The sequence below is a fragment of the Sphingobium sp. SYK-6 genome, from assembly GCF_000283515.1.
Classification (GTDB): Bacteria; Pseudomonadota; Alphaproteobacteria; order Sphingomonadales; family Sphingomonadaceae; genus Sphingobium; species Sphingobium lignivorans.
In genome coordinates this window covers 3,165,688-3,187,447 of sequence record NC_015976.1, presented here as the reverse complement: position 1 = coordinate 3,187,447, position 21,760 = coordinate 3,165,688, and the positions used below count along the sequence as shown (strand labels likewise).

Annotated in this window: 15 protein-coding genes; 4 read left to right on the top strand and 11 right to left on the bottom strand. The window is 66.6% G+C overall.

Annotated elements, in window-relative coordinates; translation table 11 throughout:
• Positions 1 to 44: 44 nt before the first annotated feature.
• Complete coding sequence (locus SLG_RS14535; protein ID WP_148276611.1) at positions 45 to 3,011, bottom strand: M16 family metallopeptidase; 2,967 nt, start codon at positions 3,009 to 3,011, stop codon at positions 45 to 47.
• Positions 3,012 to 3,254: 243 nt separating this feature from the next.
• Here SLG_RS14535 and SLG_RS14530 point away from each other — a divergent pair, with 243 nt between their 5' ends.
• Complete coding sequence (locus SLG_RS14530; RefSeq protein ID WP_014077249.1) at positions 3,255 to 4,415, top strand: GGDEF domain-containing protein; 1,161 nt, start codon at positions 3,255 to 3,257, stop codon at positions 4,413 to 4,415.
• Positions 4,416 to 4,550: 135 nt separating this feature from the next.
• On the opposite strand, the gene SLG_RS14525 is transcribed toward SLG_RS14530, so the two are convergent.
• Positions 4,551 to 5,222, bottom strand: coding sequence for a glutathione S-transferase family protein (locus SLG_RS14525; protein ID WP_014077248.1), 672 nt, complete (start codon positions 5,220 to 5,222; stop codon positions 4,551 to 4,553).
• A gap of 157 nt (positions 5,223 to 5,379) precedes the next feature.
• Between SLG_RS14525 and SLG_RS14520 the strand changes: the two genes are divergently transcribed.
• The gene (locus tag SLG_RS14520; RefSeq protein WP_014077247.1) at positions 5,380 to 5,946 is read left to right on the top strand and encodes a hypothetical protein; all 567 of its coding nucleotides are present in this window, start codon (positions 5,380 to 5,382) and stop codon (positions 5,944 to 5,946) included.
• A gap of 29 nt (positions 5,947 to 5,975) precedes the next feature.
• Here SLG_RS14520 and SLG_RS14515 read toward each other — a convergent pair whose 3' ends face one another.
• The gene (locus SLG_RS14515; RefSeq protein WP_014077246.1) at positions 5,976 to 6,212 is read right to left on the bottom strand and encodes a hypothetical protein; all 237 of its coding nucleotides are present in this window, start codon (positions 6,210 to 6,212) and stop codon (positions 5,976 to 5,978) included.
• 322 nt (positions 6,213 to 6,534) lie between these two features.
• Between SLG_RS14515 and SLG_RS14510 the strand changes: the two genes are divergently transcribed.
• Positions 6,535 to 6,837 (top strand): GIY-YIG nuclease family protein, encoded by a 303-nt coding sequence (locus SLG_RS14510; protein ID WP_041392075.1) that lies wholly within the window; start codon positions 6,535 to 6,537, stop codon positions 6,835 to 6,837.
• 245 nt (positions 6,838 to 7,082) lie between these two features.
• Positions 7,083 to 7,448, top strand: coding sequence for a hypothetical protein (locus SLG_RS21490; RefSeq protein ID WP_148276610.1), 366 nt, complete (start codon positions 7,083 to 7,085; stop codon positions 7,446 to 7,448).
• Positions 7,449 to 7,873: 425 nt separating this feature from the next.
• Here SLG_RS21490 and gltB read toward each other — a convergent pair whose 3' ends face one another.
• The 8 genes from gltB to SLG_RS14470 all read right to left on the bottom strand — a co-directional run bounded on the left by gltB (position 7,874) and on the right by SLG_RS14470 (position 21,747).
• Positions 7,874 to 12,391, bottom strand: a complete 4,518-nt coding sequence (gene gltB / locus SLG_RS14505; RefSeq protein WP_014077244.1) for a glutamate synthase large subunit — start codon at positions 12,389 to 12,391, stop codon at positions 7,874 to 7,876.
• A complete protein-coding gene (locus SLG_RS14500; RefSeq protein ID WP_158512729.1) occupies positions 12,381 to 12,956 on the bottom strand; it encodes a DUF2059 domain-containing protein in 576 nt (191 codons plus the stop codon). Before SLG_RS14500 ends, gltB begins: the two co-directional genes overlap by 11 nt.
• Positions 12,957 to 12,988: 32 nt before the next feature.
• Positions 12,989 to 14,434, bottom strand: a complete 1,446-nt coding sequence (locus tag SLG_RS14495) for an NAD(P)-dependent oxidoreductase (RefSeq protein ID WP_014077242.1) — start codon at positions 14,432 to 14,434, stop codon at positions 12,989 to 12,991.
• A gap of 175 nt (positions 14,435 to 14,609) precedes the next feature.
• A complete protein-coding gene (locus SLG_RS14490) occupies positions 14,610 to 15,413 on the bottom strand; it encodes an undecaprenyl-diphosphate phosphatase (RefSeq protein ID WP_014077241.1) in 804 nt (267 codons plus the stop codon).
• 65 nt (positions 15,414 to 15,478) lie between these two features.
• Positions 15,479 to 16,441 carry a complex I NDUFA9 subunit family protein gene (locus SLG_RS14485; RefSeq protein WP_014077240.1) on the bottom strand — a complete coding sequence of 321 codons (963 nt, stop codon included), beginning with the start codon at positions 16,439 to 16,441 and terminating at the stop codon, positions 15,479 to 15,481.
• 114 nt (positions 16,442 to 16,555) lie between these two features.
• Complete coding sequence (locus tag SLG_RS14480; RefSeq protein WP_014077239.1) at positions 16,556 to 19,678, bottom strand: efflux RND transporter permease subunit; 3,123 nt, start codon at positions 19,676 to 19,678, stop codon at positions 16,556 to 16,558.
• The gene (locus tag SLG_RS14475) at positions 19,675 to 20,766 is read right to left on the bottom strand and encodes an efflux RND transporter periplasmic adaptor subunit (RefSeq protein WP_014077238.1); all 1,092 of its coding nucleotides are present in this window, start codon (positions 20,764 to 20,766) and stop codon (positions 19,675 to 19,677) included. Before SLG_RS14475 ends, SLG_RS14480 begins: the two co-directional genes overlap by 4 nt.
• Positions 20,767 to 21,051: 285 nt before the next feature.
• Positions 21,052 to 21,747 (bottom strand): hypothetical protein, encoded by a 696-nt coding sequence (locus tag SLG_RS14470; protein WP_014077237.1) that lies wholly within the window; start codon positions 21,745 to 21,747, stop codon positions 21,052 to 21,054.
• Positions 21,748 to 21,760 lie beyond the last annotated feature (13 nt).

Here is a 21,760-nt window from a genome sequence, read left to right as displayed (position 1 = left end):
GATGCCTTTCCCATTTGGTCAGTCAGGCGCTCGCGCGCAAGTGCTCAGTGCGTGACGGGGGCGGCCTCGGGCGCCGGGGCGGGCGCGGATGCGGCCTTGGCCTTGCCGGGCATCGCCTTGCTGACCAGCGGAACCGGCATGCCCCGCGCCAGGACGATGGCCGACCAGCTCGTCTCCGGCACGAGATAGCGGGTCGCGAGCTGCTGCAGGTCCGCCGGCGTCACGTCGAGCAGATCCCGCGACAGGCTGGCGGCAAGCGCGAGCTTGCGGCGATCGCTGGTATAGCCGTCGAGCTGGCTCATCCAGAAGGCATTGCTGTAGGCGGCCCGGTTGAGCAGCTGCCGCACTGGCTCCACTTGCCGGTCCAGCTCATCCTGCGTCACCGGATTGTTGGCCAGGTCCGCGACGATCTCGTTCATGAGCTCGAAGAAATAGGGGATGCGGTCGGGCTTGAGCTGGGTCTGCACGAAGAGGAAACCGCCGCTGTCCGCGGTCTCCGGCCAGACGCTCGAGGCGCTCGGCGTGTAAGCCGCGCCATCGATCGAGCGAAGCTTCTCGAACAGGCGATCGTTGATGATCCGCGCCAGCATGTCGAGCTGGCGGCTCTCGCGGATGCGGTCCACGCCACCCCCGGTCGGCCAGGCGATGATGGCGGCCGCCTGCTCGCCGGGCCCGTCATGGCTGATGAGGATGGGGGAGGAGACCGGGCGGGGAAAGCCCATGACCCGATATTCGGCCGGCGGCGGGGTATCGGTCCGGCGCTCGAGCGCCCCGAACGTGGCGGCCACGGCCGCGATCGCGTCCTCGGCGACGACATCGCCGAAAATCTGCACTTCCACCGGACCTGCGGCGAGCCGCGGTTCCCATGTCGCCTTGAAACGATCGAGCGTCAGCACGGTGCGCGCCACGGCAGGCGAGGCCGGTGCGAAGCGGCTGTCCTGATTGCGCAGGAGCCAGTCGAGATTGCGATTGATGGCCTCGGACGCAGAGCCGGGAACCGGATCATAGCTGGCGTCCAGTGCCGCGATGGTCCGCTTCAGCGGCGCGTCGTCCCAGCGGGGGAAAGCGAGCTTCGTGGCGAACAGGCGAAGCTGGTCGCCATAATCCTCCGGGCTGCTGACCGCGCTCAGGGAAAAGGCATCGTCTTCCACCGCGAAGCCGAAGGACAGCCGCCGGCCGTTCATCAGCTCCGTCATCTCACGCTGGCCGAGATCGCCAATGCCGCTGGCCGCCAGCGCGAAGGGGGCGGCCCAGAGCGCATCATTCTCGCGCGGGGAAAAGCTCTGCCGGCCATGGCCGAACCGCACCCTGATGCGCACCTTGCCGGGCTCGGCCTGGTTGGCGTTGAGGAGCAGGCGCACGCCGTTCTCGAACGCGATATCCTGAATGCCCAGGATGCCGACCGGCGTGCGCGCCGCCACCTTGCCGGGCGCGGGCAGCGCCGGAAGCGAGGCCATGGTGACGCTGGGGGCATCGAGCCGCACATTCTGGGCAGGCTGCACCGGCACCCGGAGAGCCGTGGCGAGGCGCGCCTGCGCATTGGGCTGGGCAGCCTTGAGGCTGAGCAAGGCGCGGACGGCATCACCCGAGAACAGTCTCCTGGTCGAGGCCAGAAGGTGATCCGGGGTCATCAGGCGGCGCGCGGACCGGAAGATCTCCAGTTGCGCCTGCGGAGAGACGACCGTTTCCCGAATATCGATGGCAGCGACGAGACTTTCCGCCTGCTGGGCGCTTCCCTCGACGGCCGAGGTGGCGGCCGCGGCGGCATAAAGCGCTTCCATGCCCGCGAATTCCCGATCGATGTCCGCAGCGCTGGGGGGCGTCCGCCGCGCGTCCTCTATGATCGCGCGGACTTCCCGCAAGGCCTTCTCCCAATCATTGCCGATCGGGACGATCGTCACATAAGTGGCGTTGGCGGACCGGGAGCTGTCATCGAGGGCGACGCTGGCCTGCAGGAAGGACGCGCCCATGGTGGCGACTGTCTCGAGCCGCCGGTTGATGAGTTCCAGCGCCACCATGTCGGCGAGGCGAGCCTCGTTGAAGGCAATCGTGTCCTCGTTGAACACCCAGGGGCGCAGATAAGCGAGGCCGACCGAATAAGGGGAGCTGGGCTCGACAATCACCTTCACGGCCGGGGCCTTGGGATCGGGCTTGCCGAAATCGGGCAGTTCCGTCGCTTCGCCCCGTGCCTGCCAGCCGGCGAAATGCGCGCGCAGGCTGGCTTCGATCACGGCCGGATCCATGTCGCCGGAAATGGCGATGACGGCCCGGTCCGGCCGATACCAGCGATCATGAAAGGCGCGCAGGGCCTCGGGCGTGGCGCCGGTGAGCGTGGCTTCGGTGCCGATGGGACTGTGCTGCCCCAGCCGCTGGCCGGCGAAATAGAAGGACCGGACCTGGTCCCCGACGCGCGCGGCCGGGCTCAACCCCTCGCGGCGCTCGGCCAGCACGACCATGCGCTCGGCGTCCACGGCCTCCGGGGTGATCGCAGGCGCCGTCATCATGCCCGCCAGGATCCTGAGGCTTTCGTCGATTCCCGATTGCGTGGCGCGCGGCAGATCGAGCGCATAGACCGTGCCGGTCGGCGAGGTCTGGGCATTGCTGTCGCTGCCGAAGGACGCCCCGAGTCGTTGCCAGATGCGCTTGGATTCCCCATCCGGCACGTCGCGCGATCCGCGGAAGGTGAGATGCTCGATGAAATGGGCAAAGCCGGCTTCGCGCGGTTCCTCCATCAGGGAGCCGACGTCCACCCGCACGCGAATGGAGACCTGACCGGCGGGCACCTCGTTGCGGCGGATCGCGTAGCGCAGGCCGTTGGGCAGCTCGCCGAAATGCCAGGCGGGGTCCATCGGCACGTCGCTTGTCGCGTAGAACCACGGGCGGGGCTCGGCGGACTGGGAAGCGGGCGCAGCGGCCGGCTGGGCCTGTGCGTGGAGGGGCGAAGCCAGGAGGACAGCGGCCCCGAGCGCGGCGGAGAGCAGCCGACGAACAGCAGCAGAGCGAATAGTCATGGCACCTGTGTAGGGGTGAAAGGAAGCATCGTCACACGGAAACTTGTCGCGACATGTCGCGATCCAGAGAGGGGAGGGCGGCATTCATTGCCGGGCGGTCATGAACCTCAACTGACTGCCCGGCGCGCGGCCCGACCAGCGATGCCGGGTCCACGCCGTTCCGCATGACAGACCGGGGCGCCGTAAGATCAAAGCTTTCTTTACCACAGCCGACTAGAAGGCGGGCATTGGAGGAGATCCACAATGTCCGCCCCGAATGCGTCGTCCGATAAACCAGGTGGCACCCTGGCCAAGCTTGGCCGTATCTTCGGGATTGGGGAAACCTTGCCGAACGAGGGCGAGATATCCGTCGCGGGAGAGCGCGAAACGGGCAGTGGCCACATGCGGCGCGAGGTGGAGCGCCGGAAGGCCCTGTATGCGGATGTCGGAGATTTCCTCTTCGCGCATGACCTCGATATCACGCCGCTCAATTTCGGCCTCGCGCTCGATTATATCACCGGCAACGACGTCGCGATCGAGAAGGCGGTGCGCGCCATCCTGAGCGACAGGGGACGCATCACCAACGGTGTCGCCGAACAGATCATTGCCGACCAGCGGGCCGAGGACCTGACACCCGATTCGCTCACGGACATGCTTTCCGAGATGGAAGCGAACCTGAACCAGATCACGGGCATCGCCAATCAGTCGAGCACGTCCGCCAAGGATTTCGGCGCGGCGCTGCAGGCGCAGGCGGCCGAGCTGAGCAAGGAGGATGCCGGCGGCGAGACGATCGCCAATCTGGTGTCGCTGACCCGCAGCATGATCGAGAAGACGCGCGAGGTGGAAAGCCGGATGCGCGAGGGGCAGAAGCAGACGCGGCTGCTCCAGAAGAATCTCGAAAATGCCCGCAAGGCGGCGGAGCAGGACCATCTGACCGGCCTGCCGAACCGCCGCGCCTTCGAGAGCACGCTGCGCGAGGAATGCGCCCTCGCGCGGGAGAATGGCGAGCCGCTCAGCGTCGCCTTCTGCGACATCGATCATTTCAAGGCGGTCAACGACACCCACGGACATGATGCCGGCGACCGCGTGCTCAAGTTCGTCGCCGGGCTGCTCGCCAAGGTCTCGGGCGACAAGTGCCATGTGGCGCGGCATGGCGGCGAGGAGTTCGTGCTGCTCTTCCGGGGCCTGCCCGTCGCCGAGGCCGCCAAGGTGGTCGACGATGCGCGCGCCGACATGGCCAGCCGGAACCTCGTCGATCGCAAGACCGGCGAGCGCATGGACCAGGTGACCTTTTCAGGTGGCGTGGCGGACATGTTCGCGCACCCCGAACCGCGCGATGCGCTGCGGGCCGCGGACCGGGCACTTTACCTCGCCAAGGAACATGGCCGTAATCGCGTCTATATCGCCCGCGAACCCGAGCAATAAGGGCGATTCCGGCCTCCGTGTTCCCCGGCAAAGGGACGGAATTACCGGACACTCTAGGACACATAAAACGCGCTGTCCTCCCACGAGGGGAAATGCGCCAGGCGGATCGCGGCAAGTTGAAACCTGAATCGGGTTTCAGAAATCCGGCTGGTCGTAATATTTCGGCGGCGTCACGACTTCCATGCGCTCGGCGAGCAGCGGGCGGAAGGACGGGCGCGACTTGATGCCGGCATACCAGCGGCGCGTGGGCTTGTGCCCTTCCCAATCGATGCCGCCAAGATAATCCGCCACGGAAATATGCGCCGCCGCAGTCACATCGGCCAGGCTCATCGTGCCCCCGGCGAGCCAGCTGCGATGATCCAGCAGCCAGTCCATATAGTCCATATGGGTGTTCGCCTTGCGCATCGCGTCGCGCAGCGCCCCGGCATCCGGGGAAGCGCGCGCGACGATGCGCTTGATCATCCGCTCATTGAGCAGCGGCGCCACGACGTCCCGGAACACCACCTGATCGAACCATGCCACAAGCCGCCGGACTTCCGCCCGAGCGAGCGCGGAGCCGGAAATGAGCGGGAACTGCTCGACCGTCTCCTCGAAATATTCGCAGATCGCCTGACTGTCCGCGAGCGTGGTCGCCCCGTCGTCGGAGACGAGCACCGGCGTCGTCCCGGCCGGATTGAGATCCAGGAACTCGTCGCGGCCTTCCCAGGGCGATTCGCGCACGAGCTCGTAGACGATGCCCTTCTCCGCCATCAGGAAGCGAAGCTTGCGGGAAAAGGGGCAAAGCGGGAATTGATAGAGGTGCCACATCCTCATCTCCCTTAGACCGCGCCCGGTGGCGCGCAAGCTCCATTCTCGGCAGGGACCCGGATGCGGCGCGCGCGGAAGGCCGCCGGCGCCCCGGTCCGTGGCTGGCATGAGACGGAGCGAGGCTGCCAACGGCGCTCCGCTCTGCTAAGCTGCGCCGATGCAGCGGACTGCACGCCGTCTCTTCACCGTTGGCGTGATCGCGTTCCTTGGCGCGGTCGGCGGAGTGATGCTCGGCAATTTCGTGGCCGGCGGCGCGGCCTCGCGCGGGCAGGACGAACTGGCGGATTACAGCCGGATGCTGGAGACGATGACCGCCGAGCCGAAGTCCCTCACGGCGGCTGCGGATCGCAGCTTTGCCCCGCGGCCCGGCCCGACATCCTATGAATGCGAGGGCTGCGACGCCAGCCTCTATGACAGCGCGGCGGCGCAGGTCGTGGACCTGATGGTGCCGGTCATGCCGCACTATGCGCCGGAAGAGCCGCCGGTCCCGGTTCGATTGCCGCCGGCGCGGACGGGCGAGCGGGCGGGAGAGCGCGCGCGGGCGTCCGGGGCGGCAGCCCGGCCCGTCGTCGCGCCGATGCCGTCCGGATCGCTTGCGCCCATGCCGGTGACTGCGCCCGTGCGGGCGGAACGGCCAGCGCGGCCAGAGCTGCCGGAGCGGCCAGAGCTACCGGCGCGAGACGCGCAGATCGACGGGCCGCCGCCCTCTGACGAGCTTCCCTGACCTGCCGGCCAAGGCCCGGAAAACTGGCCTTATCCCTTCCGCCCGGCCTGTTCCCGCGCCTTGCGGGCATCGGCGGCGAGCCGACGCCCCCAGATCACGCCCACCGCGCCGATGCCGAACAACAGGGCCATGGGCGGGGCAGGCAGGTCGGCGCGCTTGTCCTGCGCCTCCTGCTTCGCCTCGCTCGCCCGATGCAGGCCGGGCGCACTGGCTGAAGCGCGCGCCGCGCCGTCCCCGGCCGCCTGGACGGGCAGGGGAAGGAGCATCAGGGCAGCGACGGCTCCAAGACTGGTGAACGGACTGCGCAGATCGGCCTCCCCGCCGTTCGACTCGGATGAGCAGGAACGGCCTCCCACCCGGCTAAGCATGATCGCGTGCGGAGCGGCAATGATGAGAGGGGGGGCGGCCTGTCCCGATCTGGTGCAGGGGTGGTGTGGACAAGCGCGATGGTTTTGCGGAACGGCTGCCATCCGGGGTTTTGGTCAGGAGAAGCTGTCGGGATGCGACGACGATGCAGGCGAAGCCGTTCCTCTTCCCGCCGTCATTCCCGCGCATGCGGGAATCCAGTAGCAACGCTGCGATGAAGCGCTGCTTGATCCTTATGTCTATCTGCTTGCCTCGCGCCGCAACGGAACGCTCTATCTGGGCGTGACATCCAATCTGATGCAGCGCATCGCCCCGCATCGCGCGGAAACATTCGGCGGCTTCACGGCGGACCATGGGGTCAAGCTGCTGGTCTGGTTCGAGCAGCACGCCACGATGGAGCACGCGATCTTGCGGGAAAAGCAGATGAAAAAGTGGCGCCGGGCCTGGAAGCTCGACTTGATCGAGCAAGCGAACCCGAACTGGGAAGACCTTGCCGTCGGCCTTGGTTTCGCGTCGCTGGGGTGACTGGATTCCCGCATGCGCGGGAATGACGAGGAAGAGGAGGGCAGGTGCGCTCCCCACAACAATTCAGCCACGACGCAGGCCGTCAGCGCGCCCCGATCGCGGACTTCCGGTCAGGGCGATTTGTCCGTGCCGCCTCGGGCTTGCCAGGTTTCCAATGGCACATCCGACCTTATACAAAGGGCTTTAGCTGCCGACGTTTATGGGTTCACAACCTAAAAGAGCGTCTTATGAACGTTCGGATGAGGATGAGGGTTCTGCTTCCGCTGATCGTACTCGGGTCATGCACAGACCCCAAAGGTCGATCTGACGCTCGTAATGACCTGCCATTTGCCAAAGAACAGAACGCTCAAATCGCCGCCCGTGATTGCGGGGTCGATGAGTGGCAGTTAGTGCAGATGCTCGCAATCCATGGACCACCGCCTGAAGAGCCACACTTCAGCTATGAACTCGAATCTCTAGCGTCAGAGGAGATTGGAGCCGATCAAGGGCGTACTTGGGACAGAACGAAACGGATCGAAACGATTAACGCCTGCCTCTGCGCGTCATTTGAAAGACAAAGGGTACGGTTCGGCATCGCCGCGCCTGCGCTGGTCGAGACGGTGCTTAAGTAAGCACCTGTCAAGAACGCGCCTGATTAGCATCCAGAGACATAGGCAGGTTCTCGACCGTCTCCGTCTATGCGAGTGAGAATCCCACGATCTAGAGCAAACGCAATGTCCGCTTTCCATCCATCCCGGCGATCTGGCCGGATCAAAGGGGTGGCGAATCGCGCCGGTGCTGCCAGTCCAGTCTGTATTCTCATAAATCCTACGCGAGAATGGCGCTGACGGGTGGATGGCGGGCTGGCAGGCCACAAGGGATAAGGCGTTGGAAGTAAGGCGCTCCAACACCAATCAGCAGGAGTTCTGGCTCTGAAACTGCTTGCGACAAGGCGATGTGGTCGAACGTGTTTGGCGACCTCGTGGGGGGCACAAAATCAGGGGCCGGTCCGCTGAGAGGATCGGCCCCTTGAAGGGTCAGTTCGGGATGGGCCGGGTCATTCGGCCGCCATTTCGGTTTCCTCGTCGGAGAGGGGATGGTCGAGCCGGGTGATCATTTCCTTGGGGCAGATCTGCCAGAAATGCTCGCGGGCGCGGTCCCAGTCGTGGAGGATGGCCTGGGCCCAGCTGCTGTCGGTGCGAGCGACATGCTCCTCGATGAGGGCGCGGAGCGCGGCTTCCCAATGGGCGCTGGCGAGGCGCTGCCAGACGATGCTTTCCGGGTTCGCGCGCTGCGGGAAGGTGCGGGCCTCGTCATAGACGAAGGCCATGCCGCCGGTCATGCCCGCGCCGAAATTGGCGCCGACGCGGCCGAGGATGACGGCGATGCCGCCGGTCATATATTCAAGGCCATTGGCGCCGCAGCCCTCGACCACCACCTGCGCGCCGCTGTTGCGCACGGCGAAGCGCTCGCCGGCCTGACCGGCAGCGAACAGCTTGCCCGAGGTCGCGCCGTAAAGCACGGTGTTGCCGATGATGGTATTGTCCTGGCTGGCGAGCGGGCTGGAGACCATGGGCCGCACCGCGATGATGCCGCCGGAAAGCCCCTTGCCCACATAGTCATTGGCATCGCCGAACACTTCGAGCGTGAGGCCCTTGCACAGGAAGGCACCGAGCGACTGGCCCGCCGTGCCGCGCAGGCGGACATGGACGTGGCCGTCCGCCAGCGTGGACATGCCGAACTTCTGCGTGACCATCGCCGAGAAGCGCGTGCCCACGGCGCGATGCGTGTTGCGCACCGTGTAGGTGAGCTGCATCTTCTCGCCCCGCTCGAACACGGCCTTCGCGTCCGCGATCATCTGCGCATCGAGGCTGTCCGGCACATCGTTGCGGAAGGTCGGGATGTTGAAGCGGCGCTTATCATCGTCCGCATCCACCTTGGCGAGGATGGGATTGAGATCGAGATCGTCGAGATGCTCGGCGCCCCGGCTCACCTGCCGGAGGAACTCGGTGCGGCCGATCACTTCATTGAGGCTGCGGCACCCCAGACGGGCCAGGATCTCGCGCACTTCCTCGGCAATGAAGGTCATGAGATTGATGACCTTCTCGGGCGTGCCGGTGAACTTGGCGCGCAGCCGCTCGTCCTGCACGCACACGCCCACGGGGCAGGTGTTGCTGTGGCACTGGCGCACCATGATGCAGCCCATGGCGACCAGGCTCAGCGTGCCGATGCCGAATTCCTCGGCGCCCAGGATCGCGGCGACCACGATGTCCCGCCCGGTCTTGAGGCCGCCGTCCGTGCGCAGCTTCACCCGGTGGCGCAGGCCATTGAGCGTGAGCACCTGATTGGCCTCGGACAGGCCCATTTCCCAGGGCAGGCCCGCGAACTTGATGCTGGTGAACGGCGAGGCGCCGGTGCCGCCGACATTGCCGGAAATGAGGATTACGTCCGCATGCGCCTTGGCGACGCCCGCCGCCACCGTGCCGATGCCGGCCTGGCTGACGAGCTTGACGCAGACCCGCGCGCGCGGATTGATCTGCTTCAGGTCATAGATGAGCTGCGCGAGATCCTCGATCGAGTAGATGTCGTGATGCGGGGGGGGCGAGATGAGCGTCACGCCGGGCGTCGAGTGGCGAAGCCGGGCAATGAACTCGGTCACCTTGAAGCCGGGCAGCTGGCCACCCTCGCCGGGCTTGGCGCCCTGCGCGACCTTGATCTCCACTTCCTCGCACGCGCCGAGATATTCGGCCGTGACGCCGAACCGTCCGCTCGCGATCTGCTTGATCGAGCTGTTGGCATTGTCGCCATTCTCGTACGGCGTGAAGCGCTTCTTGTCCTCGCCGCCCTCGCCGGAGACGGCCTTGGCGCCGATCCGGTTCATGGCGATGGCCAGCGTCTCATGCGCCTCGGGCGAGAGCGCGCCGAGCGACATGCCCGGCGTCACGAAGCGCTTGCGGATCTCGGTGATCGCTTCCACCTCGTCGATCGGCACGGCCCGGTCGGGATAATTGAACTCGAGCAGATCGCGCAGATAGACCGGCGGCAGCTCCGCCGCGCCGCGCGCGAACTGGAGGTAGGTCGAGTAGCTGTCCGTCGCCACCGCCGTCTGCAGCAGGTGCATGAGCTGGGCGGAATAGGCATGGGTGTCGCCGCCGGCGCGATGCCGGTAGAAGCCGCCCACGGGCAGATGCACCACTTTCTTGCTGCGCGCCGCTTCATGCCGCACCAGCGCATTATACTGGAGCGAGGCATAGCCCTCGCCGGAGATCTTCGAGGGCATGCCCGGGAAAAGATCGTTCACCAGCGCGCGGGAAAGGCCGACCGCCTCGAAATTATAGCCGCCGCGATAGCTGGAGATCACCGCGATCCCCATCTTGCTCATGATCTTGAGCAGGCCTTCGTTCACCGCGTTGCGATAATTGCCAAGGCAGGTCTCCAGGCTGCGCTGCCCGAACAGGCCGCGCGCATGGCGATCCGCGATGCACGCCTCGGCGAGATAGGCATTCACCGTCGTCGCGCCGACGCCGATGAGCACCGCGAAATAATGCGGATCGAGGCACTCGGCGGTGCGCACGTTGACCGAGCAGTAGGAGCGCAGCCCCTTGCGCACGAGATGGGTGTGGACGGCGGCCGCCGCCAGCACCATCGCGATGCCGACCCGGTCCGGCCCCACGGCCTCGTCCGAGAGGAAAAGCTCGGTCTGGCCGGCGCGCACGGCGATCTCCGCCTCGTCGCGGATGCGGTTGATGGCGGCGCGCAGCGCATCGGGCGGGCCATCGGCGGGGAAAGTGCAGTCGATCTCCGCGACCACCTTGCCGAAATAGCGCTTCAGGCGCGACCAGTCCTCGCAGAGCAGCACGGGCGAATCGAGGATCAGCACGTCGCTGTTCTGCGCGTCGTCCTCCAGGATGTTCGCGAGGTTCGAGAAGCGCGTCTTGAGGCTCATCACATGCCGCTCGCGCAGGCTGTCGATGGGCGGATTGGTGACCTGGCTGAAATTCTGGCGGAAGAAATGGCTGATGGTGCGCGGCTTGTCCGTGATGACGGCCAGCGGACTGTCATCGCCCATCGATCCCACGGCTTCCTTGCCGTCCTCGGCCATGGGCGTGAGGATCAGCTCCATATCCTCCATGGTGAGATTGGCGGCGATCTGGCGGCGCGTCAGCTCGGCGCGGTCCCATTGCGGCCGGGCGTCCTCGGCGGGCGCCGGCAGGTCCCCGGCGTGGCGGAAGCCCTTCACATAATCGGCATAAGGCCGCTCGGCCGCGATCCGGTCCTTGATCGCGCGATCGTCGAACACCTTGCCGGCATCGAGATCGACGGCAATCATCTGGCCCGGGCCCAGCCGGCCCTTCTTCGTCACGGTGCTTTCCGGCACCACGACCATGCCCGTCTCGGAACCCACGATCAGCAGATTGTCGGCCGTGAGCGTGTAGCGCAGCGGCCGCAGGGCATTGCGGTCCATGCCCGCGACGGCCCAGCGGCCATCGGTCATGGCGAGCGCCGCCGGCCCGTCCCACGGCTCCATGACGGAGGCGAGATAATTGTACATGTCATGATGCGCCTCGGGCACGTCATCGCTGTGCTGCCAGGCCTCGGGCACCAGCATCAGCTTGGCGGTCGGCGCGTCGCGGCCGGCGCGGCACAGCGTCTCGAACACCGCGTCGAGCGCGGCGGTATCGGATGCACCGGCGGGGATCACCGGCTTGATGTCGCTCGACTGCTCGCCGAACGCGAGGGCCGCCATCTTGATCTCGTGGCTCTTCATCCAGTTCTTGTTGCCGCGGATCGTGTTGATCTCGCCATTATGGGCGAGGCTGCGGAACGGCTGGGCCAGCCACCATTGCGGGAAGGTGTTGGTCGAATAACGCTGGTGGAAGATCGCGACGCGGCTCTCGAAGCGCTCGTCCGTGAGATCGGGATAGAAGACCGACAGGCTCTCGGCGAGGAACAGGCCCTTGTAGACGATCGACTGGCAGGAGAGCGAGCAGATGTAGAAATCGTTGATCTGCGCCTCGATGACCTTCTTCTCGATCCGGCGGCGGACGAGATAGAGATCGCGCTCGAACTCGGCGACGGCCTGTTCCTCGGGCATGGGCCCGGCGATGAGGATCTGCTCGATTTCCGGGCGAGTCCGCTGGGCCTTCTCGCCGATGACGGACACGTCGACCGGCACCTGCCGCCAGCCATAGATGCGGTAGCCGGCCTGGATGATCTCGGCCTCGACGATGGTGCGGCAGGTCTCCTGCGCGCTCAGGTCCGTGCGGGGCAGGAAGACCATGCCCACGGCGAGCCGGTTGGGCATCGGCTTGTGGCCGGACGCGGAAATGGCATCGTCGAAGAAGCGCGCCGGCAGGTCGACATGGATGCCCGCGCCGTCACCGGTCTTGCCGTCCGCGTCCACCGCGCCGCGGTGCCACACGGCCTTGAGCGCATCGATCGCGCTCTCGACCACGCGGCGCGAGGCCTTGCCGTCCGTCGCGGCAACGAGGCCGACGCCGCATGCGTCGCTCTCGAACTCGGGGCGATACATGCCTTCGCGGGCGATGCGGTCACGTTCGGTCTCAGGAACCATGGTGGGTTGCTTCCTTGGCTTCAATGATGGGTTTGATTTCTTGCATGAGCTTGCCCAGCTCATCCGTCAGACGTGCCTGACTGCGCGCACTCACATTCCGCTGCCAGGCGGCGAAATCGGGGTCGGACATGATTTCCGAGGACCGCTGGGCGTAGGCCCGGCCGGCGGGCGTCGTCATGAACGCGGCAATCTCGTCCAGCTCCCCGGTCGTGAACAACCGCGCATAAGCGTTTGTGTAGGCCAGGATCAGTTCCGGTGTCGTCTCGCGGAGATCCTCATGCGCGAGCGCGCGCTGCCGCTCGACAAAATTGGCGAATGCCGTCCTGAGTTCCGGCGTCTCGGCAAGCATCTTGCCAAAACCCTCCTGACCATCGACGACTCCCGCGAGCATGTTGTCCATCATGGCATTCACGGCCGAAGCGAACATGGCATCGCGTTGCTCGGCTGGCAGAATGACGTCCACCAGCCGCCGGGCACTCTCAAGACGTGCCGGTTCGGGCGCCGCGCTTGTCGCAGGCGCAACGCTTTGCTCTGCCGCGATCACGGCAGGGCTGGGCAGCAGCACGAGCGCCGCGAGCAGATATGCGGCCAGCTTCCTCATGCGGCGACCGGCTGCTTCTTCGGCGCCTTGGCGCGCAGCCAGCCCTGCATGTGCTCGGCCACGTCGCGGCCGTCGCGGATGGCCCAGACGACGAGGCTGGCGCCGCGCACGATGTCGCCGGCGGCGAAGACGCCCTCGACGCTGGTCATCATGCTGCGATGATCGATCCGCAGCGTGCCCCAGCGCGTGACCGCAAGCTCGGGCTCGGCGAACATCACCGGCAGGTCCTCGGGCTCGAAGCCGAGCGCCTGAATGACGAGATCGGCCGGGATGCTGGCCTCGCTGCCTGGATCGGGCTCGGGCGAGCGGCGGCCGGAGGCGTCCGGCTGGCCGAGACGCATGCGGGTGAGCTTGACGCCGGTGACCTGATCGGTGCCCTCGAACGCGACGGGCGCGGAGAGCCAGACGAACTCGACGCCTTCCTCCTCGGCATTCTGCACTTCGCGCTGGGAGCCGGGCATGTTCTCGCGGTCGCGGCGGTAGAGGCAGCGCACGCTCCTGGCGCCCTGGCGGACGGCCGTGCGCACGCAATCCATGGCGGTGTCGCCGCCGCCGATCACGACGACGTCCTTGCCGGCGGCGAGCAGCGAGCCATCCTCATGCTCGGGTACGGCATCGCCGAAATTCGCGCGGTTGGAAGCGGTGAGGAAATCGAGGGCCTTCACGATGCCCTTCGTGCCAACGCCCGGCGCCTTGATGTCGCGCGCCTTGTAGACGCCGGTGGCGACGAGCAGGGCATCGTGGCGCTTGCGCAGCTCGGCCAGCGTCGCGTCGCGGCCGACATCGAAGCTGGTGTGGAAGTGGATGCCGGCATCCTCCAGCCGCTTCACGCGGCGCATGACGACTTCCTTCTCCAGCTTGAAGCCGGGAATGCCATAGGTCAGCAGGCCGCCGGCCCGGTCATGGCGATCATAGACATGCACGTCATGGCCCGCGGCGCGCAGATATTCCGCAGCGGTGAGGCCGGCGGGACCGGCCCCGATGATGCCCACAGACTGGCCGGTGGGCTCGTCCACCTGCACCGGCTCGACCCAGCCTTCCTTCCACGCGGTATCGGTGATGAACTTCTCGACCGAGCCGATGGTGACGGCGCCGTGGCCCGAGAACTCGATGACGCAATTGCCTTCGCACAGCCGGTCCTGCGGGCAGATGCGGCCGCAGATCTCCGGCATGGTGGAGGTGAGGTTGGACAGCTCATAGGCTTCACGCAGGCGGCCCTCCGCCGTGAGCCGCAGCCAGTCCGGGATGTGATTGTGCAGCGGGCAATGGACCGAGCAATAAGGCACGCCGCATTGCGAGCAGCGCCCGGCCTGATCCTCCGCGCTATCCACCGCGAAGCTGCTGGATATCTCCTGGAAATCATGGGCCCGTTCGCTCACCGTCCGCTTCTCCGGATAGGATTGCGAGCGCACCACGAACTTCAGCATCGGATTTTCGGCCATTCTTGGATTCCCCAGAGGCCGAAGGGCGGCCTCGCGCGGGTCCATAACGTCAAAAAAAGGCCGAGTCACGCAATTCCGGCCTATTAGGCCAGAAGTATTGACCTATTTTATCGCGGGTCCTGCATTCGCCAGACCCCATGCACTGCCCGCCGACTCTTTTAGGTCCGATCCGGACCTACCTCATCAGCAGCCAGATCAGGGCGGTGGATCCCACCACGATTCGATACCATGCGAAAGGCGTGAAGCCGTAGCGGCCGACAATGGCGACGAAGGCTTTCACCACCAGCAATGCCGCGACGAAGGCAGCGGCGAAGCCGATGGCGATGAGATTGAGATCGTCCGCGTTGAGCAGGGCCCGGTCATGCCACAGGGCGTAGACCGTGGCGGCCAGCATGGTGGGGACGGCGAGGAAGAAGCTGAACTCGGCCGCGGTCTTGCGCTCCACGCCCATCATCAGGCCGCCCATGATGGTGGCGCCCGAGCGGCTGACGCCCGGCAGCATGGCCGTGCACTGGACGAAGCCGATGCCGAGCGCCGTGCCGAGCGGCATGGTCTCGACGGACTCGACCCGCACATGCTTGACCCGTCGCTCGAGCACCAGAATGATGATGCCGCCCACGATGAGCGCGACCGCGACCACCATCGGCGTCTGGATGGCCACGCGAATGGCCTCGTACACCAGGACGCCGATCACCATGGCCGGCAGGAAACCCACGATGATGTTGCGCGTGAAGGCCACCGGGCCGGGCTTCATCTGCAAGAGGCCCATGCCCACGCCCCAGAAGCGCCGCCAGTAGACCATGATCACGGCGAGGATCGCGCCGAGCTGGATGGCGATCTTGAACGTCACCGAGGATTCGCCCGTGAAGCCCAGCAACTCGCTCGCGAGGATGAGGTGGCCGGTGGAGGAGACCGGCAGGAACTCGGTCAATCCTTCAAGGATGCCGAGCAGCAGGGCGGTGGGGATGGCACTGTCCATGATATGATCGTCCCGGCATTGTCAGGATGAGGGGGCGGGGCGGCGGCCGCCCTTCATGTTGCGGGTCAGGCGCGCGCGGGTGCGCCGAAGCGGCCCTGCCGACGATAATGGGTCAGCCAGGCCGGCGCGAGCGCCGCCATCGGCGCGGGCTTGATGCCGAACTGCTCGAAGCCCGGGGCATCGGCCGCCACGACATTGTCGTGCAGCAGCATCCTGAACTGGTCGCGCGTGATCGGCGCACCCGGCGCCCAGCCGGTCATCGCGGCAAGCGCGCTGGCCAGCCCGTCCGGCACGGGGAGGAAACGGACCTTCCGGCCGATCTGGTCGGCGATCCAGTGATTGATCTGCGCGAGCGTCATCACGTCCGGCCCGCCGAGCTCGAAAGTCTGCCCGCCGAACGTCTCGGGCGATTCGACCGCCTGTGCGATGGCGCGGGCAACGTCCGCGACATTCACCGGCTGGAAGCGCGTCTCGCCCCGGATCAGGGGCACGGCCCGCACGAGCGGAACGGACGAACCGGTGGCGATGAGCTGGGCGAAGCGATTGGTGAAGCCGTCATCCTGGCCGAACATGATCGAGGGACGCACGATCGTCGCGCCCGGGAAGGCCGCGCGCACCGCTGCCTCGCCTTCGCCCTTGGTCTTGCCATAAGCCGAGCTGCTCGCCGGGTCCGCGCCGATCGCCGAGACATGGACGAGCGCGTCCAGCCCCTGCGCGGCGGCGGCTTCCGCGATGTTGCGCGCGCCGACGACATGCGCCGACACCATGTCGCCCTTGAGCAGGCCGACCAGATTGACCGCGGCGCCCGCGCCGGCCAGCGCGGCAGCGACCTGCCCGGGCTTGGTGATGTCGACTGCGAGCAGCTGCGTCTGGCCCATATTGCCGAGCGAGCGCACGGCCATCGCCTGGCGCGGCATGCGCTGCGCGATCCGCACGCGATAGCCTTTCGACAGCAGCTCCTGCGCCACCCGGCGGCCGACAAAGCCACCACCGCCAAACAACACCACCGGCTTGTCCGTTGCGCTCATGCCATCTTCCCGTTCGAAATCCTGTTCCTGCCGCTCGCGGCGGCGTCGCCTCTCCCTTGCAACAGCAGCGGCCGCAAGACAACCGCTCCACGCACGCGGCGCGACATGAACAGGCTATTCCGCCGGATGCGCAAGGCCGGACTTGTCGCCGCCGCGATCAGCGATCAGCGCGCGCAGGCGGCGCGTGATCGCTTCGGGCGACTGGGTGCCGCGCGCGAGATGGCGATAGAGGAGGGGAACCACGAACAATGTGATGACCGTCGCGATGCTGACGCCGAAGACGATGACCCAGCCGATCGACGCCCGCGCACCCGCGCCGGCGCCATGGCTGAGCGCCAACGGGACCGCGCCCGCGACGGTCGCGATGGAGGTCATGAGGATCGGGCGCAGGCGGCGGGCGGAGGCTTCGCGGATCGCTTCCTCGATATCCCGGCCTTCGTCGCGGAGCTGATTGGCGAACTCGACGATGAGGATGCCGTTCTTCACCGCGAGGCCGACCAGCATGACGATGCCGATCTGGCTGAACAGATTGATGGTGGTGCCCGTCGCGGCCAGGCCCAGGATGCCGCCCGCCACGCCGAGCGGAACCGCCGAGATGATGACGGCGGGATGGACGAAGCTCTCGAACTGGGCGGCGAGCAGCATGTAGATGATGATCACCGTCAGGCCGAACGCGATCCAGATGGCGCCGCCGGTCTGCTTGAAGGACTGGCTCTCGCCGCGATAACCGACTGCCAGCACTTCCGGCGAGAGCCGCGCCTGATCCTCCAGGAAATCGAGCGCGCGGCCCAGCGAATAGCCCGGCGCGAGACCGCCCTGCAGCGTGATCGCGCGCATCTTGTTGAAGCGCCCCAGCTCGCGCGCGGTGGCGGCCTGCCGCGCGATCACGAGATTGGAGAGCGGGACGAGCGTGCCGCTGGCCGAGCGCACATAGACCTTGGACAGCGCGGCCTCGTCCTCGCGATTGAAGGCCTCGGCCTGGAGGATGACATAATATTCCTCGCCATCGCGCACATAAGTGGAGGTGCGGCGCGAGCCCATCATGGTCTGGAGCGCCTGGCTCACATCATCGACGGAGATGCCGAGATCGCCGGCGCGCTGATGATCGACCTCTATGACGAGCTGCGGCTTGTTCTCCACATAATCGGCATCGAGATTGATGATGCCGGGATTGTCGCGCGCGGCATCGATGATCCGGTCGCGCGCGCGGGCCAGCTCCTCATAGGACATGCCGGCGATCACGAAGCGGATCGGCTGGCCACCGCGCGACAGCCGGTTGAGCACGACGGCGTTGCCGCGGACGGCGGGCAGGGTGGCGACGCGCTTGTTCACCTCGTCCGCGACATCGAGCGACGTGATCGTGCGATCGTCCCAATGCTGGAGATAGACCGAAAGCTGATTGTTGTTGAAATCCTCGCCCGCGCCAAAGCTCCCCGGCAGGCGCGCGATCATGCCGCGCACGCCGCCATGCCCCACCATCGGCATGAGGAGCGCTTCGGCCTGCTTGGTATAGGCATCGGCCTGCGCGAAGCTGGTCCCTTCCGGCATGTTCATGCGGATCTGCACGATGCCGGTGTCCTCGGCGGGCGCCAGCTCCGAATCGAGGGTGCCGAACAGCCAGGCGGCCGATCCCAGCAGCAGCACGACGGCGGCGATGATGAGCCAGGGGCGCTTGAGCTGGCCGTCCAGAATGCGGCTGTAGCCCTGCTCGAACCGCTCCATCGCATGGTCGATGCGCGCGGTGAAGGCGCCGCGCTCGTGGTTCCGGAGCAGCTTGGAGCACATCATCGGCGTCAGGGTGAGGGCCAGGAAGCCGGAAATGGCGATGGCCGCCATCATCGCCACCGCCAGCTCGCGGAACAGGAGGCCGGTCTGGCCGGACAGGAACATGACCGGCACGAACACCGCGCAGACCACCAGCGTCATGGCGACCACGGCGAAACCGACCTGCTTGGCCCCCGCATAGGCGGCATAAAGCGGCGGTTCGCCCTGCTCGACGCGATGATAGATATTCTCCAGCACGACGATCGCATCATCCACCACGAGGCCGATCGCCAGCACCAGCGCCAGCAGCGTGAGCAGATTGATGGAATAGCCCGCCAGCCAGAGCACGGCGAAGGTGCCGAGCAGGCAGATCGGCACCGTGATCATCGGCACGATGGTCGCGCGCACGCTGCCGAGGAAGAAGAACACCACCACCATGACGAGCAGCGCCGCTTCCGCCAGCGTCTTCCACACGCCCTTGATCGCCTGCTCGATGAACAGGGTGCTGTCGCTGCCGATCTTGATCTCCATGCCCTGCGGCAGATCCTTGCTGAGATCGGCGACCATCTTCTTGGCGGCCTGCGCGACGGCCAGCGTGTTGGCGCCCGATTGCCGCACGATGCCCAGCCCCACGCCCGTCTCGCCATTGAAGCGGAAGGAGGTGTAGGGATTCTCCGGCCCTTCCTCCACGCGCGCGACGTCGCCCAGCCGCACCAGATAGCCGTCAGGCCCCCGGCCGATCACGAGCTGCCTGAAATCATCGGGCGTAGTGAAGCCGCGCTCGACCCGCAGCGAGAGATTCTGCGCGGGCGTCTCGATCCGTCCCGCCGGCAGCTCCACATTCTGCTGGCGCAGCGCATTCTCGACGTCGCGGGGCGTCAGCCGGAAAGCCGCGAGGCGGTCCGCATCGAGCCACACGCGCATCGAGGGCTCGGCGATGCCCACCGGCTGGACCTGCGCCACGCCATCGATGGTGGACAGCCGGTCGACAATGACGCGCGAGACATAGTCGCCCAGCTTCGTCTTGTCCCACCCGGTCGCCATGACCGGGAAGAAGATGATCGGCGAGGCATCGGCATCGACTTTGCGCACTTCCGGCGGGAGCGCATCGACCGGGCGGTCCGCCGCGCCGGCCGACACGCGATCACGCACGTCGTTCGCCGCCTCGTCGATATTGCGGCCGGGGCTGAACTCGATGGTGATGTTCGAGCTGCCGTCGCGCGAGACCGAGCTGATCGACTCGATGCCCTCGATGCCGGCCAGGCGCTGCTCGAGGGGCTGGGTGAGGCGGCTTTCGATGACGCCGGCATTCGCGCCGGTATATTGCGTCTGCACCGAGACGATCGGCGCGTCGGTATCCGGATATTCGCGGATCGAGAGGCTGAGGAAGCCGATGATCCCCACGATCGTGATCAGCAGCGCCATCACGGTCGCGACGACCGGGCGTCGGACCGAGATGTCCGAAAGGATCATGAGGCGGGGTCCTGCGGGCCGGACGCGGGATTTTCATTGCTGGCGCGGCCCGGGCCTTCCGCGAGGCGGACCGGCCGGCCTTCCGCCACCTTGACGACGCCCTCGGCCACGACGCGCGCATCGCGGGGGAGCCCCGCCACTTCGATGAAGCCGCCATCGCGCAGGCCGGTGGTCACTGCCGTGCGCCGCACCACATGCTTGTCATCCACCGTGTAGACATAGCGCAGGTCGCCTTCGGCCATCACTGCCATTTCCGGCACGGCGAGCGCGGTGCGCTGGCCGGTCTCGATGCGCACGGTGAGCAGCATGCCCGGCTTGATGCGGTTGCCGGGATTGGGAAGCGTCGCGCGCACCATCACCGCGCGGCTCTGGGGATCGATCACCGGATCGATCACGCTGACCTGCCCGATGATGGGATCGTCCGGATAAGCCGACGCGAAGGCCTTGATCGGCTGGCCGGGCCGCAGCAGCGCGAGCTGAGTCTCCGGCACCGTGAAATCGAGCTTGATGCGCGAGATGTCGCTGACCGTGACGAGCGGCGTGCCGGTGGTGACGATGGCACCGGCGGATACGTTGCGCAGCGAGAGATAGCCCGAGAACGGCGCGCGGATCATGCGATCACTGATCTGCGCCTGGATGCTTTCCTGCGCGGCTTTCGCCTCGCTCAGCGCGGCGCGCTGACGATCGAGCAGGGCGCCGGTGGCGAAACCCTGTTCATTGAGGCTGTTGACGCGCTCGAGCTGAGCCTGCGCCTCGGCGGCGCTCGCGCGGGCGCCGGCAAGGGCAGCCTCCTCCTGCGCGCTCGAAAGCACGGCAAGCAACTGGCCGGCGCGCACATACATGCCATCGTCGAATAGCAGGCGCTCGATCCGCTCGGTGACATTGGCGGCCAGCGTCACCTGCTCATTGGCGCGGGCGGAACCCACGGCCTGGATCTCGTCCCGGAAAAGATGAGGCTGCGGCTCGACCGCCGTGACCAGCGGAGGCTCGCGCCGCTGCTCCTGCTGCTCGCCACCCGAGCAGGCCGCCAGCAGCGCGACAACGGCCACCAGCAACAAGGCCGGGCCCGGCGCGCGCTTTGCGTGCATCGCGTGATGCCGGCTCTCGTGCCTCACTTCGTCACCATGCACTTGAGGGAAGACTTGCCGATGGTGCCCCACTTCCGTGCGGACCGCCAATGTTCTTTTTGTGCACCTGCACAGAGACGTCAAGTCCGCCGACAAGAATTTTATATGGTATACGTTTGAGCTGTCGGAGGCATGAAACCTGCGGAGGAAACGGGGCGCGGGGAGTAGGGAGCAGGGAGGGAGACTCGTAAGGGCTCCCCCGGGATGAGGGAGGGGGCCGGCCTCTCGCGACCGGCCCCTGCCCGATCAGGTCGCGGGGGGCGCCGCGCCCAGGATTTCGGCGGCGGGCTTGTTGGCTGCGTCGACCGAGCCATCGGCCAGCATCGCCTTCGACAATGTCGCCGCTTCCTCCTTGATCGCCGGATCGTCGCTTGCCTGGCTGGCGCCGATGAGCCCGCCGAGCAGCAGGTTCCTGTTCTGCGGGTTCGGCGCGGTGGCGACCGCCTGCCGGGCGATCGGCAGGGCCTCGTTGTAATAAGCCAGCGCGCCGGCCTTGTCCTGCTGGCCGAGCTTTGCATTGGCTACCTGGATGAGCAGGCTGGACAGGATCATCTTGCTCTGCCCGTCCGCGGGCTTGGCCGCCACGACCTTCCGCCAGAGCGGCAGGCTTTCCTCATAAAGCGGTGCCACCGCGTCCATCTTCTGCGCGCCTGCATTGGCAGCGCCAGTGAGATAAAGCGCGTTCGCGAGGAAGCTGACATAGTCGATATTGTCGGGCTGCGCCGCGACCGCCGCGCGGATGGCCGGCAGCGCGGCCTCGTATTTCGCCAGCGCACCGGCATGATCGCCGGCCTGCTGGGCCTTCTGGCCGGCATTGAAGTCCACCACGGCCGCGTTGAACGCCGTGACCTGCTCCGGGCTCAGCGTTTCCTGGGCGATGGCGGGAGCGGCGGCGGGAACGGCGAGAGTAAGGACAAATGCTGTCAGCAAAGCACGGTTCATGATGCGATCTTTC

Coding starts and splice junctions, on each gene's coding strand:
- SLG_RS14490 (WP_014077241.1), bottom strand. CDS start 15,413: ATGGACAGTGCCATCCCCACCGCCCTGCTGCTCGGCATCCTTGAAGGA.
- SLG_RS14480 (WP_014077239.1), bottom strand. CDS start 19,678: ATGATCCTTTCGGACATCTCGGTCCGACGCCCGGTCGTCGCGACCGTG.
- SLG_RS14515 (WP_014077246.1), bottom strand. CDS start 6,212: ATGCTCCTTCCCCTGCCCGTCCAGGCGGCCGGGGACGGCGCGGCGCGC.
- SLG_RS14520 (WP_014077247.1), top strand. CDS start 5,380: ATGCAGCGGACTGCACGCCGTCTCTTCACCGTTGGCGTGATCGCGTTC.
- SLG_RS14535 (WP_148276611.1), bottom strand. CDS start 3,011: ATGACTATTCGCTCTGCTGCTGTTCGTCGGCTGCTCTCCGCCGCGCTC.
- SLG_RS14530 (WP_014077249.1), top strand. CDS start 3,255: ATGTCCGCCCCGAATGCGTCGTCCGATAAACCAGGTGGCACCCTGGCC.
- SLG_RS14470 (WP_014077237.1), bottom strand. CDS start 21,747: ATGAACCGTGCTTTGCTGACAGCATTTGTCCTTACTCTCGCCGTTCCC.
- SLG_RS14525 (WP_014077248.1), bottom strand. CDS start 5,222: ATGTGGCACCTCTATCAATTCCCGCTTTGCCCCTTTTCCCGCAAGCTT.
- gltB (WP_014077244.1), bottom strand. CDS start 12,391: ATGGTTCCTGAGACCGAACGTGACCGCATCGCCCGCGAAGGCATGTAT.
- SLG_RS14475 (WP_014077238.1), bottom strand. CDS start 20,766: ATGCACGCAAAGCGCGCGCCGGGCCCGGCCTTGTTGCTGGTGGCCGTT.
- SLG_RS21490 (WP_148276610.1), top strand. CDS start 7,083: ATGAGGGTTCTGCTTCCGCTGATCGTACTCGGGTCATGCACAGACCCC.
- SLG_RS14485 (WP_014077240.1), bottom strand. CDS start 16,441: ATGAGCGCAACGGACAAGCCGGTGGTGTTGTTTGGCGGTGGTGGCTTT.
- SLG_RS14495 (WP_014077242.1), bottom strand. CDS start 14,434: ATGGCCGAAAATCCGATGCTGAAGTTCGTGGTGCGCTCGCAATCCTAT.